The following is a 14,064-nucleotide window of genomic DNA, read 5'->3' as shown; positions in this document are numbered from 1 at the left end:
ATCACTATATTGCCGGCTCCGGCTCCGGGAAGCGGCGATTCAAGGAGGAGATGCTCGAACTGAAGGCGACGATCGGCCTGGAACTCAAAACACTCAATCGTCTGAAGAACAGCGATCTGGGAAAAACCTGGCCACCCGGTCTGTCGGTGAAGGATGCGCTGGACTACGGCCGCGAAGGGATCCGTCTCGATGACGTGAAATGCTTTAAGGAGCAGGGCCTCGCGCCTGCGGAGGCTCGAAAATCGGTGCTCCAGGAACAAGAAAATAGTAAAAAATTGATTCAGGATGACAAACAGCTAATTGAAAAAAAGCCGACTGATCAACAATCGATTCAGAAGGAACAGAACCGTGAGGTTATTCAAGGAATCAAGGACGCCTTCAAGAAGAAGGAGAGCGCAGAGTCGTTTGAGAAACAGATTCATCAAGTACTCGATGAGGGTAAGCGCTTGCGCACCGAGTTGCGCCTGCAGGACAAGCTGACCGAGAACGACGATGGGAAGATTCAGAAGCTGATGGTTCAGGCGGAATTCGCGACCAAGGCCTACGTGGATCTCTTCATTCGTCACGACGCTTTACCGAAGGATATGCAGGAGCTCAGTCACGCGGCGCTCGAAAATCAGCTTGGACAACTGCCGATGGCCAATCTGCCGTCGAAGGATATGGATCCGGCTACGCAGTTACTGGATCTGATCCATGAAAATACCTCGCTCGTGCATCTGAAATACCAGGATTTTGACAAACGGTTTGCGATGCCGGAATACGCCACCAAGACCTTTGGCCATCAGGAAGGTCATGATTATCCGAAAATGAAGATGGATCTGGAGTCGAACCAGAAGATGGCCAAGACATTTTCGACGAAGCTGCTGACTGATCTTATCTCCCCGACGCGGGCAAAGAGTGTTGAAACACTGGTTGGCCATGTCGAGGGGCTGCTGTGCAATCGTCCAGATTTGCGAATTGCATTGAGTCTGCTCAATGATTCAGATCGAAAAGACATCCTGAGTCAGACCATCAACCGTCTTACCCTGCTGGACAAGAGTCAGAAAGAGGAGTCGCTCTCGACAATACTAAAACTGACAGAAAAGCATTTACCAAATAATAATAACCTGACTGTAGGCGATGAGATTGGCGATGGGGGATCCGGCATCGTATATTCTGGATTATTTAATGGGAATCCGGTTGTTATCAAAGCATCGAAAGTGGGTATGTGTGATGATGGAATTAATTATTCTGATAAGATCATTGAAGCACTGCGTCAGGCGGAATTACGTGACAGCCCTTATACGCCAAAGATCCTGGGTTTCAAGGCCGAAGGAACGCGCATTCAAACCATTATCGACAAGGTGGACGGCGGTGATTACAAAAAACTAATAAAAAATTTCAACAATTTAAAGGATCGAGCAACCGTTGGCGTTCATTGTATTTCGGGCGTGGTCAAGGGACTGGAGTTCCTGCATCAGCGCCAGTTGGTGCACTGCGATCTCAAGCCAGAAAATGTCATGTTCGATTCTAAAATGCTGGAACCGCGCCTGATTGATTTCGGCATCTGCGCCAAGCAAGGAGAAACGTCTCGCTTAGGTACGGCAAAGACTTGGGCGCCGGAAGTTAGTTCTCAGGGAAAACCCGAACCGGCCAGCGACATCTATTCGCTGGGATGTACTCTGTATGAGCTAATTACAGGGAAACCCGCTCGTGAGCCAATTGATGGTATGAAAGAGCAAACTGATTTTAGCTCAAAGGCATGGCAGACAACGCCGCTGAAGGAATGCCGGGTATTCATCGAGGCCTGCATGCGGGAGGATCCGAAGCAACGCCCGATGACCGGGCAGATCCTCCAGGCCCTGCGCGGCGATCCGGTCAGCCCCGCGTCGCCTGAGGAGCACGGACTCAAAAAGGGTGAACTGGGCGTCCTGGATCTGTTCAAGCCGGAAAAAGGTTACTCCCTACAAGCTAAGGAACTGCTGGCCAGTAAGGTCAAGTGAACGCCTGACCGGCGGCCAGGATGCCCGTCGGAGACGAGCCTGACCAGATCGACATCGGGTCGATGGCTCCTCCCGCACTCCATGAAGATCAACCAAACCTAACTGAGGCTTTGATCGCTGATGAACGATCCACTGAATCATTTTCTGAAACATTTTGGCGAATCAATCGGTCTTGGCGCGTTGGAATTCGACGCTACGGGTGCGCTGGGGCTCGCGGTCGATGGGCAGGCGCTCGGATTGCAGCGGGATGACGAACGTGGCCGTCTGCTGCTCTACACTGACCTCGGCCCGCTGCCTGCGGGGACACCCGATGCCTCGCGCGAAATGCTGGCGATCCGTCTGTTGCAGGCGAGCCTGTTCGGGAATCTCGCCGCGAGTGGTACCTTGGCGCTGGCCCCCGACAGCCAGGATCCGGAGCAGCCATTGCGTGTCGTCCTGTGGAGGGCCATGGAGATCGCCGCGCTGGATCTGGGCGGTCTGGAGCGCGGAATCAAGCAGATGGTGGATGCCGCCGAGGATTGGCGCGAGGCCCTTCTGGAATGGTCGGAACAGGGCCGCCAGGCAGTCGATTCCGATTCTGGTGCATCCGGCGTCCATCCAACCATGGCGATATGGGGATAATTCGCATCGGTCGGCTTCAGAGCAGGATGCGATCCAGCGGCTGCACCGTGATTTCCTGCGTCAGTTCCTGATAGGACAACACCGGCACCTCATAGAGTTCCATCTCGATCAGCTTGCGCACATAGCGCCGGATGTCCATCGACACCACGATCACCGGACGCGCGCGTCCGGGCCGCAGTTCACCGATGGCCTGCTTGCAGCGGGCCACGAATTTCTGCGCCACCGCTGGATCGAGCGCCATATAGCTTCCCGCCGAGGTCTGACGGATCGAGCCGCGAATGCTTTCCTCGACATCGGGCGCGAGCAGATAGGCCGGCAAGATGTTCTGACCGCTGCTGTACTTGTAGCTGATATAGCGCTTGAGCGTACCGCGAATGTATTCGCATAGCAGCACCGAATCCTTCTCTTTCTGACCCCATTCGACCAGCGCCTCCAAGATGGTGCGCAAATTGCGGATCGAGATTTCCTCGGAGACCAGGCGCTGGAAGATCTCGGTGATCTTCTGGATCGGCAGCACCCGCTGCACTTCCTTCACCAGTTCACCAAAGCTCCCCTCCATTTGACCGAGCAGATAGCGGGTCTCCTGGATACCGATGAAGTCAGGCGCGTATTTCTTGAGGATGAAAGAAAGATGGAAGGTCAACAGACGCGGCAGGTCGAGCGTGGCGATGCCGGCCTTGTTGAGCAACCCGCGATGCCGCTCCTCGACCCACAGCGTCTCGACACCGGGAAGGAAACGATCACCGCCCTCGCTCTGGATACCGAGCATCTCCAGATGCCGGGCTTCCTCGCGGCAGAAGATCCAACCAGGCCGCAGGCGGCCCTGGGCCATGGGGGTCTCCTGGATCAGGATCTGATAGGCGCCATTGGTCAGGTTGGCGTTGTAGCGCAGATGGATGCCGGGGAACGGCACTCCGAGATCCAGATAGAGCGCACGCCGGACCTGGATCAGCGCCTCGTTCAATGCGTTGGCATGCAGCACCGGCTCCAGCGCGGCATCGACATCGATCAGCAGGGGCACCGTGAGGGAAAATTCGTCCTCGACCGTGCCGGGGCGACGCTTGGGCGTGGTCTTGGTCGGTTGGCCGGCCGGGGCCATTGCCGGTATGGATCCGCCGCTGGCCGCCGCCGCTGCCTCATTCTGACTGACGCGAATCAGCGTCCAGCTTAAGCCGATCAGGATCAGCCCGAGCGGGATGAACACCTGATAGGGGAAGCCGGGGATGATCGCGAAGAGGAATATGAAACTGCCGGCGATCAGGAGTGCCTTGGGTTGGGCGAGTACCTGCCCCCCGATATCGCTGCCGAGATTGGTCGATTCGTCGGTGGACACGCGGGTGACGATGATCCCGGCGGTGATTGAGATCAGCAGCGCCGGGATCTGCGACACCAGGCCGTCACCGATCGAGAGGATGGAATAGAGCTCAACCGCCTCGCCCGCGCTCATGCCTTTTTGCAGCACACCGATCGCGATACCGCCAATGAGATTAACAACGGTCACGATGAGTCCGGCGATAGCATCGCCCTTGACGAACTTCATGGCACCGTCCATGGAGCCGAAGAGCTGGCTTTCCTTCTCGACCAGGCCGCGCCGTCGGCGTGCCTCCTCTATGTCGATGAGTCCGGCGCGCATATCGCCGTCGATGCTCATCTGCTTGCCGGGCATGGCGTCGAGCGAGAAACGCGCGCTCACCTCGGCGACACGTTCCGAGCCCTTGGTGATGACGGTGAACTGCACGATGGTGATGATTAGAAACAGAATCATACCAACGGCAAAGTTGCCGCCAACGACGAATTCGCCGAAGGCAAAGATAATCTCGCCGGCATCCGCATCGAGCAGGATCAGACGGGTGGAGCTGATGTTGAGCGCCAGGCGAAAGAGCGTGGTGATCAGCAGCACCGCCGGAAAGACCGAAAAAGCCAACGGCGAGGGAATATAGACCGCCACCATCAGCAGGATCATGCCAGTGGTCATGTTAACGGCGATCAGCGCGTCGATGACCAGGGTCGGCAGCGGGACGATGAGCATGAACAGGATCATCACCACCGAGACGGCCAGCAGCACGTCGCTGCGGCGGGTGACCAGTCCGACAAGGCGTTGAGCTTGAACCAGCATTCAGGGCGCGTCCGAACGCCATTGCAGATAGCGATTCAGGCTGTCCTGGGCCTCGGCAGCGCGCCCGAGCGCACGCAGCGCCTGGGCGCGCAGTAACAGAATGGGCGCGTTGTCGGGGTTGGCGGTTTCCAGGCGCAGCAGGGTGTCGGCGGCGTTCAATGCGTCCTCCGGCACCTGGGCGCGCAAGCTGGCGTAGCTGAGCGCGCGCCACACGCCAGCGTCCTCGGGCGCGAGGCGTGCCAGCGCGCGCAGCAGCACGCGCGCATCGGCGGGACGCTCCTGTTCCAGATAGACCTCGGCCAGCACCCGCAGAACCTGGGTGCGTTCTTGACTCCACATGGCTTTAAGCCCGCAGCAGCAGTGTGCGATAGTTGGCGAGCAGGTCGCGCAATTCCACTTCCCCGGCCAGCAGGGCGGCGGCGGCGGCTAGGTCGGGGTCATGCTCGCGGGTGGCGAGGTCGTTCAGCATGACGGCACTGTCGCGCACCAACGCCTCGAAGTGTGCCGGGGCGAGCAGCGCGGGATCCTGCACTTCGGCCCGCGCGAACCGGCGCAGTTGCTGATCGAAGGTGCCGGGGCGAAAGAGCTCGCCGATCCAGTGGCGAATCGGCCCGCCGGTGAGCTGGGTCTCGCACTGGGCGGGCAGATTGGTGTCCGCGCCGTCGAGTCGGGCGATGGTTTCGAGTCCGAGGTCGAGTGAAAACCCGCCGATCTTGTAATCCATCGATAAACCTCCTGTTATCTCTACGAAGTTTACACCGCGCTGGCGGTCTGATCGTGCAGCCGTGTCAGGAGTTCGAGTGCCTGCTCAAGGGCCGGCAGCGTGACCTCGGACAGCGGCAGGCGCGCCAGGAAGACCAGGTGCGAGACGTCGCGTAATCCGACCTGGATCAGGAATGGCCAATCGTGCCGATGGTGACAGAGCCTGAGCGCTTGGGTGAGGCGCGCGCGCCCCCGCTCGCGCAGGTCGAGGTCGCGGCTGAGATACATCAGCAGCCCTTCCGGATGCTCCTCCAGATAGAGCGTACCGCGCCGGTCGAAGGCGAAGACCGCCACGCCCTGGCGCACGGACCAACTGAACTCGCTCAGACCCAGGCCATGCGCGAAGGCGTCGATCATGGATCCGATCATCGTTAATCATCCTCCTCGCGCTCGATGGCGCTGTCCATGGCCTGCTGGATGGCATCGAGCAGACGCGGACGCTGTTCGCTGTCGGCATATGCCTTGAGTGGGATTAAACGGGATAGTTCCTTGAATTCGCGAAGAAAATTGATCTCTGTGCTGAGTTCGCGTACACCGAGCTTGCCGGGTAATGGGGTGATCGACTCGGGGCGCAGCCAGGTCTGAACCTGGAACGCGAGCAACTCGCCGAGCAGATCGGTCGGCTGGAACTCCAGGCCCGGCGCGCGGTAACGGTCGACCAGCGTGGCGCAGTCCTCCAGCAAGCCGGTCAGCAGTTCCAGCCGATAGAGATCGTTGAGCAGGGTATTGAGCTTGGCGCGGTCGATCGAGGGGCCATCGGCCCCCAGGTCAGCGGCCAGCGCCTTGAGCAGATACTTGATGGCCTGCAACAGTTCGGAATCGCCATAACGGTCTTTCAGGGTCTTGAAGGTTGCGGCCAGATCGGACGCATCAAGCACGGCATCACGATAGGTCGCGCGCAGGGTTCGCAAGTCGCCAAGCTGAGTCTGACTGAACTCATCGGCGATCTCGGCGATGTTGAGCGTGGCACGAATCTCCGGTCCGTGCAGTTCCTCCAGCTCGCGCAGTGCCTGCTCGGCCCGAGCCACCTGGTCAGCGGGTACACCACCCTCCTCGCGCAGACGCGCGGCGAGCGCCAGCAACGCGGCATACTGATGGGCCGGTTCGGGCAGGTGCTCGCGAACCTGCTGGCGCAGTTCGAAGGACTCGGCATGGCGCATTCGCTGCAGGATCTGGAGCGTATGCTCCAGGACGTTTTTCTTCAGATCACCGAGCTTCCCCAGAACCTGCTGAACCGGGTTCAATCCGGTTTTCTGTCCCCGCTGATCACCATCGCGAACATGACGGCGCGCCAGCGATTTTTCGGCCTTTTCGCCGTGCTGGAAGGTCATCTCTTCGGCGGCATCCTGGAGCAGCGACTGCGGATCGGGCATGGACACCACGCGCTCGCCGCGGTATTGCCCCTCGGTCTGCCCGAGAACGCCGGAGCGATTGGCGACGTCGCCGAGACTGGTGTCGCCCAAGGATAGAGCATCGGAATGAATCGGGCTTGGCATCGCTGGTCTCGAAAAACATCTGCCTAGATTGAGGGTTGATGCATTATACTCCATGCGTGGCCATGGCGGGGTAGTCCGGCTGGGCCATCCATGGAGCACATCGAACGTGACTCAGATGCCTCGGGGCGCTGGCCTCGACTACATCACCGATCTGCTCGCCCGCTCGATCGAAGAGGCGCGTCTGCTGGAGGTGCGCGGGCGCGTCACTCAGATCACGGGGACCATCATCAAGGCCATGGTGCCCGGCGCACGCATCGGCGAACTCTGCCATCTGCGCAATCCGGGCGAGGAGTTCAACCTGGTCGCCGAGGTGGTGGGCTTCAGCGGCAAGGAGGCGTTGCTCACGCCCATGGGCGAGATCTATGGCATCTCCTCCAATACCGAGGTCATCCCGACCGGGCGCATGCAGATGGTGCCGGTGGGTCCGGGGCTGCTGGGCCGGGTGCTCAACGGTCTGGGCCATCCGCTGGACCAGGACACCCGCGGCCCGCTGGAAGTCGAGACCTATTATCCTGTGTACCAGGACGCACCCGATCCGCTCAAACGGCGCATCATCGATAAACCCTTGGCGCTCGGTCTGCGGGTGCTCGACGGACTTCTGACCTGCGGCGAGGGCCAGCGCCTGGGCATCTTCGCGGCGGCCGGCGGCGGCAAGAGTACCCTGCTGTCGATGCTGGTGCGCGGGGCCGACGTGGACGTGACCGTGCTGGCGCTGATCGGCGAGCGCGGGCGCGAGGTGCGCGAGTTCATCGAGCACGACCTAGGACCCGTGGGTTCGGCCAAATCGGTGATCGTGGTCGCGACCTCGGACCGGCCCTCGATGGAGCGCGCCAAGGCCGCCTATGTGGCGACAGCGATCGCGGAATACTTTCGCGACCAAGGGCGGCGGGTGCTGCTGCTGATGGACTCGGTGACGCGCTTCGCGCGCGCCCAGCGCGAGATCGGACTCGCCGCCGGCGAGCCACCGACCCGGCGCGGTTTTCCGCCCTCGGTGTTCGCCAACCTGCCTCGCCTGATGGAGCGCGTCGGTCAGTCCGACAAGGGCTTCATCACCGCGCTCTACACGGTGCTGGTGGAGGGCGACGACATGACCGAGCCGGTGGCCGACGAAACGCGCTCGATCCTCGACGGGCATATCATCCTGTCGCGCAAGCTGGCGGCGGCCAATCATTATCCGGCCATCGACGTGCTGGCCAGTGTCAGTCGCGTGATGGGCGCTATCGTGAAGCCTGAGCATCGCGCGGCGGCGAACCGGGTGCGCGAGCTGATGGCTAAATACGAGGAGGTCGAGCTGCTGGTCAAGATCGGTGAGTACAAGAAAGGCAGCGACCCCCTGGCCGACGAGGCGCTCGCGCGCATCGACGCCATCCGTGCCTTTCTGCGCCAGCGCGACGAGGAGCGGCCGGGCTTCGAGGAGACGGTCGCGACGCTGCGGCGGCTGGTTGGCTAACGGCGCCAGATGAGCGGCACCTATGGCGAACTTCTGCGCATCAAGCACTATCGCGAGCAGTTGGCCACGCAGGCTCTGCGGCGCGAGCAGCAGTGCTTCGATCAGCAGGCGCGGATCGTGCGGCAGGTACGCGATGAAGCTCAATCCTCTCACGCACACCGTCTGCACGAAGAGCAGCGCCGTTTCGAGGATATCCGCGACCGGCTGGTGTCGATCGAAACCATCGAGGACATGAACCGCCATGTGGCACGACTGCGCGAACAGGAGGCGCTCTTGAACCAGCGTGTGCTCGATGAGGAAAAACAGCTCCAGCGCGCGCGCCAGGCGCTGGATGCGGCGCGTGAACGTCAGGCGGCCAGTGTGCGCGAATGCGAAAAATTCGCGCAGTTTGTCGCCGTGCAACGGGCTATCGAGGAGGGTGAACAGATGCGGCGCGAGGAACAGGAATTGGAAGAGATCGCCAGCGCGGTGCATCAAATGCGTCGGGAGTGGACCTGATGGCCATCTCGACACGCAGTACGACATCTGGCGCCGGCGGATTGAAGGTCGATCAACCGACGTCGACAGAGACTCTGCTCCATTCGGCCTCGGCTTTTGATCAGTCGGCCCCGCGAAACAGCGCCGATCTCGATCAAGCCGCAAAGCTTTTCAGTGCTTTACTGCAAGCCAAGCCAGAACGAGAGGCTGATACCTCGATCTCAAGTCAGTCCACAGACACTGAGTCGAAACCATCCAGCCACGCCCTCCCCACGGGTGATCGCATCCTGCAAGGGCTTGGCCAGCAGAGCGCCACGGTCGAAAACACGCCGACGCCTGCAACGAGCACAACCCAGACCAGCGACCGGGCCGAGTACATCGAACGACTCGGTGAACGACTGGCGCAACGCATTCTGGTGTCTGATCGCAGTCAGACCGGCAACTCGGAGATTCGCATCCAATTGCGCGAATCTGCTCTGCAGGGCGGCGAGATCCGGCTACGCCATGAGCAGGGTCAGCTCGTGGTCAGCATCCAGGTTCCCAGCGCCGATCTCGCGCGTCAGCTGACCGGTCAGACCGATACATTGCAACAGACGCTTGCCAACCGGCTGGAGACCTCGGTTCGGATCGAGGTGCAGGTCGTCAGCGCGCGCGCGACCAGTAACGATGCCAGCCCCGGCGATGGACGCTCGCGCAACCGACGTGACCCCTGGAATCCTATGACCCCGAGCCATGATGAGGCTCGACGCGCGTGACGGAGCAAGCTCGGATACGTCCAGTCATACTTGAGCACTTGACACGCACCCAGGCACGGCTGGCGCGGTGTTTGGTTCAGTGGACGCCGCGATTGAGGCTGGATCTGCCCGAGGGGCCACTCGTGCTCGGTCTCGCGCTGGAGCCTGGAACCATGCTCAATGCCTCGCCCCCAGCACAGCTGATCGGCCAGGAACTGTCGATCCGGCTAAGTGGCGAAGCTGGGACACTGTGGCTGGAACTCGCTCCAGGAGTCTGGCGGCACTGGCTGTATCACTGGATCGGCGAACTGGCACTCGACCAACTTCCGCAGGCGTTGGGTGCAGCGGCCCGGCAAGCCGCGCTGGCGCCACTGCTCGATGCGCTGGAATCCCTGCTGTCGATCCGGCTCGAAGCGGCCGTCGCTCTAGCCGCGCCTGAAACGCTCCCGGTCGCCGAAAGCATCCTGAGGCTGTGGCCGCTGGATGTCGAGTCTGCCACGCCCATCGCGCGTCTCAGCCTGGATGCGGCGGCGAGTCTGCAACTGGCCGCGCGGTTGGAGCAGAAACAGCGACCTGCCATTGACTCCGATACCAATGCCGAGCGCTGGCCGGATCTGCCCATTACCCTGACTCCCTGGCTCGGCGCCACGCGCCTGCGAACACGCGAGTGTCGAGCACTCGAAATTGGCGACCTGTTGTTGCTACCGCGCCAGGTCGAGCCACAGGCCATCCCGCTGCTCTTGACGCATCGCCAGCGCACACTCGCGACCGCCCATCTCGCCGGTCAGTGTCTCATCATCGACTCCCTGGTATCCGCGACCATGTCCGAACACCCCATTCCAGACCCGGATAGCGACTCATCCCCCGCCGTCATCGACCCCGATGAACTGGAAATCGGCATCGATTTCGAGCTGGGCCGTCTGCAACTGCCGCTGCGTGAACTGCGCGCCATGCAGCCCGGTTATTGCTTCGAATTGAACGAACTCGACCGCCCACGCATCCGGCTGGTGGTCGGCGGTCGTCTGATCGGGCATGGCGAGCTGGTGATGATCGAGGCTCATCTCGGAGTACGCGTCACCGAACTCTTCGCTTCGCCACCCTCGGCATGACTGCCGCGCTCGATCCAACCCTGCTGATCCTGACCCTGATCGTCCTGGGTCTGGTGCCCTTTATTGCCGTGATCGCGACCTCCTTCGTCAAGATCGTGGTGGTGATGCTGCTGCTGCGCAACGCGCTCGGCATCCAGCAGATCCCACCGACCATGACCCTGCAGGGGCTGGCGATCATCCTGACGCTCTATATCATGGCCCCGATCGGGATTGCGGCCTTCGACAGTCTCTCTCAGCACGATCTTCCGCATCTCGCTACCGACGAGCTGGTGACGGCCCTGGGCGATGCCGCCGAGCCCTTTCGCGATTTTCTCGCGCGCCATGTCGCGCCGCGTCATCAGGCGTTCTTCCTGGAAACGGCGCACCGGCTGTGGCCGCCCGAGGTCACCGAAAATCTGGACGAACGGCATCTGCTGGTGCTGATCCCAGCCTTCACGCTCAGCGAGCTGACCACGGCCTTCGAGGTCGGCTTTCTGCTCTATCTGCCCTTCGTGACCATCGATCTGATTATCTCCAATATCCTGCTGGCGATGGGCATGATGATGGTCTCGCCCATGACCATCTCGCTGCCGTTCAAGCTGCTGCTGTTCGTGATGGTCGATGGCTGGACGCGGCTGATTCAGGGACTGGTGCTGAGCTACGCTTGAGAACCCAATGCGCAAGTTTCGTTGATGGGCATTGTGCAGCTCTGCCCATCCTGCGGATCCGAAGCGGGAGACATCCGATCATGCATGAAAGCCAGGTCGTCGAATTCGCTGCCAAGGCGCTACTTCTTGTGTTCTATCTGTCGCTGCCGCCGATCCTGGCTGCGTCCATCGTGGGCACCCTGGTCAGTCTGTTCCAGGCCCTGACCCAGATCCAGGAGCAGACGCTGTCGTTCGCCATCAAGTTGTTCGTGGTCATCGTCGTCATCTTCATGACCGCGCGCTGGCTCGGCGGCGAACTCTACAACTACACCATCAACATCCTCGACAGCATCGCGACCCTGACGGCGCGCTGATGGCCGGCTTCGACGATTGGCGCCATGTCCTGATCGCGCTGGTGTTCAGCCTGCCGCGTATCCTGACCACTTTTGCACTGCTTCCAGTGTTCACCCGACAGGTGCTGCCGGGCATGACACGCAATGGGGTGGCGGTCAGTCTGGCCCTGGTGATCCTGCCCCTGACGATGGCCGAGGCGCCGGGCACTCCGCCCGGCTGGCTGGAGGGGCTGGCGCTGGTTGGCAAGGAGGTCTTCATCGGCCTCATGATCGGATTCGGTGCCGCTATTCCGTTCTGGGTGGCCGACTCGACCGGATTCTTCATCGACAACCAGCGTGGCACCACCATGGCCAGCTCGATCGACCCCATGACCGGTGCGCAGACCTCGCCACTCGGTGTGCTCATGAACCAGGTGCTGGCGGTATTATTCTTCGTCGGCGGTGGCGTACTGGTGTTTCTCGGCGCGCTCTATGAGAGTTACCGGCTATGGCCGGTGTTTTCCTTTCATCCACGGCTGGACTCGGCCGCCATTCCCTGGCTGCTGAGTCTGCTCGATCATTTCATGGCCCTGACGGTGCTGCTGGCCGCGCCGGTGATCATCGCCATGTTTATGGCCGAGTTCGCGCTTGCGCTGATCAGCCGTTTTGCGCCGCAGATGAATGTGTTTTCGCTCGCGATGCCGATCAAGAGCGCCATCGGGATGCTGGTACTGGTGATCTACATGACCCTGTTGTTCGACTTCCTGCGCAACGAGCTGCTGGGTCTGGGTACTTTGTTCACGATCCTGGACGCGCTGTTGCGGTGAGCACCCGACCATGAGCGGCGAGAAGACCGAACAACCCACTGCCAAAAAGCTGCGCGACGCGCGCAAGAAGGGCCAGGTTTCATCAAGCAAGGACGTGGTTTCGGCGGCACTGGTGGTCCTGATGTTCGCCCTGCTGTGGAGCGCGTCCGGGTTCTATTCGGACAAGTTCCAGGAACTGCTCTTGCTGCCGGCGGTTTTCATCGGAGCGGATAAGCCCTTCTATCAGATGCTCGAACAGACCTTCGATGGTCTGATCGTGCTCTTTCTGCAAATGATCGCGCCGCCGCTGGTACTGGCGGTCGTGGTTGGGATTGCCGCTCATCTGGCGCAATTCGGTTTTCTGCTCGCCTTCGAGTCGCTGAAACCGGATCTCAACAAGCTCAATCCGGGCAAGGGGATCAAGAAGATCTTCTCGATCAAGAATCTGATCGAGTTGTTCAAGTCGATCCTCAAGATCGCGCTGCTGTCGATCCTCTTCTATCAGGTCATCCGCGACAATCTAGCCGACTTGCTCAAGCTGCCCCAGTGCGGGCTGGAATGCGTGTCACCGCTGCTGGGGGTCTTGATGCTGGACTTGATGATCTATGCCAGCTTCGGTTTCATCCTCATCGCGGCGGCGGACTTTGCCTTTCAGCGTTTTCAGTTCACCAAGGAGATGCGCATGTCCAAGCAGGAAGTCAAGCAGGAATACAAAGAGATGGAGGGCGACCCGCGCATCAAGGGCAAGCGCCGTCAATTGCATCAGGAACTGATGATGCAGAACACGGTGAGCGCGGTGAAACGCTCGACGGTGGTCGTGACTAACCCGACACGCATCGCCATCGCCTTGGAATACCGCGATGGTGAGATGCCCTTGCCGATCGTGCGCGCCAAGGGCGAGCACCTGATGGCGCAGCGCATCATTGAGATCGCTCGCGCCGAGGGGATTCCAGTCATGGAGAGTGTGCCGCTCGCGCGCGCGCTCCATGAGCAGTCGAACGTCGATCAATATATCCCTGTCGACCTCATCGAGGCCGTGGCCGAGGTACTGCGCTGGGTGGCGCAATGGGAGCGGGGAAAAAGAGTGTGAGCGGGATGAGGTTCCGCAGCGCCTGAAATATCGACGTCTCTCGGCGTGATGGAGGCGCTGACGGATCGCCGTCCTGGAAGCGGGTCTTGCCTGTGCCACGGCAGCGATCCGTCATGATCGAGCGTCAAGACGCCGCAGAAATCCTTGGACTGCCGCCAGAAACGCGGCGGGCGCCTCCTCCTGTGGAAGATGGCCGCAATCCGGGATGACCACCAAGCGCGCCCCCGGTAGTTCGCGCGCCAGACGCTGACTCTCTTCCAATTTGACCGCCCGATCCTGCTCTCCAGTGATGACGAGAGACGGAAGGTTCAGAGTGGGTAGGTGTAGCGACTTGCATTTGAAAACTGCCGGGCCTGCATTTGACGCGATTTTGGGCCAGAATTAATTGCAACTCACGACCCTTCAGGCCAGGATTATCTGCCACTGAGCCTGCATTTCACCGTCCAGGACTGCATTCCATCGT

16 protein-coding genes are annotated in these 14,064 nt (G+C 60.7%); 10 read left to right on the top strand and 6 right to left on the bottom strand.

Going from position 1 to position 14,064, the window contains the following annotated elements; all coding sequences use genetic code 11:
• A partial coding sequence (locus tag QZY07_RS18015; protein ID WP_295405696.1) for a serine/threonine-protein kinase occupies positions 1-1,982 on the top strand: 1,982 nt, incomplete at its 5' end.
• Positions 1,983-2,102: 120 nt separating this feature from the next.
• On the top strand, positions 2,103-2,603 hold the full coding sequence (locus QZY07_RS18010; RefSeq protein WP_295405694.1) for a type III secretion system chaperone: 501 nt from the start codon (positions 2,103-2,105) through the stop codon (positions 2,601-2,603).
• Between the two features lie 16 nt (positions 2,604-2,619).
• Here QZY07_RS18010 and sctV read toward each other — a convergent pair whose 3' ends face one another.
• The 5 genes from sctV to sctW are packed head-to-tail and all read right to left on the bottom strand — an operon-like array spanning position 2,620 to position 6,977.
• Entirely contained in the window at positions 2,620-4,719 is a 2,100-nt protein-coding gene (gene sctV, locus QZY07_RS18005) for a type III secretion system export apparatus subunit SctV (RefSeq protein ID WP_295405692.1), read from the bottom strand.
• Positions 4,720-5,058, bottom strand: coding sequence for a tetratricopeptide repeat protein (locus QZY07_RS18000; protein WP_295405691.1), 339 nt, complete (start codon positions 5,056-5,058; stop codon positions 4,720-4,722). It lies immediately after the preceding gene.
• A 4-nt stretch (positions 5,059-5,062) separates the two neighbouring features.
• Positions 5,063-5,443: a hypothetical protein gene (locus QZY07_RS17995; protein ID WP_295405689.1), complete on the bottom strand. Its 381-nt coding sequence runs from the start codon at positions 5,441-5,443 to the stop codon at positions 5,063-5,065.
• 29 nt (positions 5,444-5,472) lie between these two features.
• Positions 5,473-5,850 (bottom strand): CesT family type III secretion system chaperone, encoded by a 378-nt coding sequence (locus QZY07_RS17990; RefSeq protein WP_295405688.1) that lies wholly within the window; start codon positions 5,848-5,850, stop codon positions 5,473-5,475.
• A 2-nt stretch (positions 5,851-5,852) separates the two neighbouring features.
• Complete coding sequence (gene sctW, locus QZY07_RS17985) at positions 5,853-6,977, bottom strand: type III secretion system gatekeeper subunit SctW (protein WP_295405686.1); 1,125 nt, start codon at positions 6,975-6,977, stop codon at positions 5,853-5,855.
• Between the two features lie 115 nt (positions 6,978-7,092).
• On the opposite strand from sctW, the gene sctN reads away from it, so the two are divergent.
• The 8 genes from sctN to sctU all read left to right on the top strand — a co-directional run bounded on the left by sctN (position 7,093) and on the right by sctU (position 13,601).
• Positions 7,093-8,427: a type III secretion system ATPase SctN gene (gene sctN, locus QZY07_RS17980; RefSeq protein ID WP_295405699.1), complete on the top strand. Its 1,335-nt coding sequence runs from the start codon at positions 7,093-7,095 to the stop codon at positions 8,425-8,427.
• 9 nt (positions 8,428-8,436) lie between these two features.
• Positions 8,437-8,925 carry a YscO family type III secretion system apparatus protein gene (locus QZY07_RS17975; RefSeq protein WP_295405685.1) on the top strand — a complete coding sequence of 163 codons (489 nt, stop codon included), beginning with the start codon at positions 8,437-8,439 and terminating at the stop codon, positions 8,923-8,925.
• Positions 8,925-9,659: a type III secretion HpaP family protein gene (locus QZY07_RS17970; protein ID WP_295405683.1), complete on the top strand. Its 735-nt coding sequence runs from the start codon at positions 8,925-8,927 to the stop codon at positions 9,657-9,659. Before QZY07_RS17975 ends, QZY07_RS17970 begins: the two co-directional genes overlap by 1 nt.
• A 92-nt stretch (positions 9,660-9,751) precedes the next feature.
• Positions 9,752-10,747 carry a type III secretion system cytoplasmic ring protein SctQ gene (sctQ, locus tag QZY07_RS17965; RefSeq protein WP_295405682.1) on the top strand — a complete coding sequence of 332 codons (996 nt, stop codon included), beginning with the start codon at positions 9,752-9,754 and terminating at the stop codon, positions 10,745-10,747.
• Positions 10,744-11,394, top strand: coding sequence for a type III secretion system export apparatus subunit SctR (gene sctR, locus QZY07_RS17960; protein ID WP_295405680.1), 651 nt, complete (start codon positions 10,744-10,746; stop codon positions 11,392-11,394). Before sctQ ends, sctR begins: the two co-directional genes overlap by 4 nt.
• Before the next feature lie 80 nt (positions 11,395-11,474).
• On the top strand, positions 11,475-11,747 hold the full coding sequence (sctS, locus tag QZY07_RS17955) for a type III secretion system export apparatus subunit SctS (RefSeq protein WP_295405678.1): 273 nt from the start codon (positions 11,475-11,477) through the stop codon (positions 11,745-11,747).
• Positions 11,747-12,532 carry a type III secretion system export apparatus subunit SctT gene (gene sctT / locus QZY07_RS17950; protein ID WP_295405676.1) on the top strand — a complete coding sequence of 262 codons (786 nt, stop codon included), beginning with the start codon at positions 11,747-11,749 and terminating at the stop codon, positions 12,530-12,532. The genes sctS and sctT overlap by 1 nt, the downstream gene beginning before the upstream one ends.
• A gap of 10 nt (positions 12,533-12,542) precedes the next feature.
• On the top strand, positions 12,543-13,601 hold the full coding sequence (sctU, locus tag QZY07_RS17945) for a type III secretion system export apparatus subunit SctU (protein WP_295405674.1): 1,059 nt from the start codon (positions 12,543-12,545) through the stop codon (positions 13,599-13,601).
• Positions 13,602-13,712: 111 nt separating this feature from the next.
• On the opposite strand, the gene QZY07_RS17940 is transcribed toward sctU, so the two are convergent.
• The gene (locus QZY07_RS17940) at positions 13,713-13,913 is read right to left on the bottom strand and encodes an alpha/beta hydrolase (protein WP_363184449.1); all 201 of its coding nucleotides are present in this window, start codon (positions 13,911-13,913) and stop codon (positions 13,713-13,715) included.
• Between the last annotated feature and the right edge of the window lie 151 nt (positions 13,914-14,064).

Source organism: uncultured Thiocystis sp., assembly GCF_903866365.1.
Taxonomy (GTDB): Bacteria; Pseudomonadota; Gammaproteobacteria; order Chromatiales; family Chromatiaceae; genus Chromatium.
The sequence above is the reverse complement of the archived record's forward strand: the minus strand, read 5'-3'. Positions and strand labels throughout refer to the sequence as shown.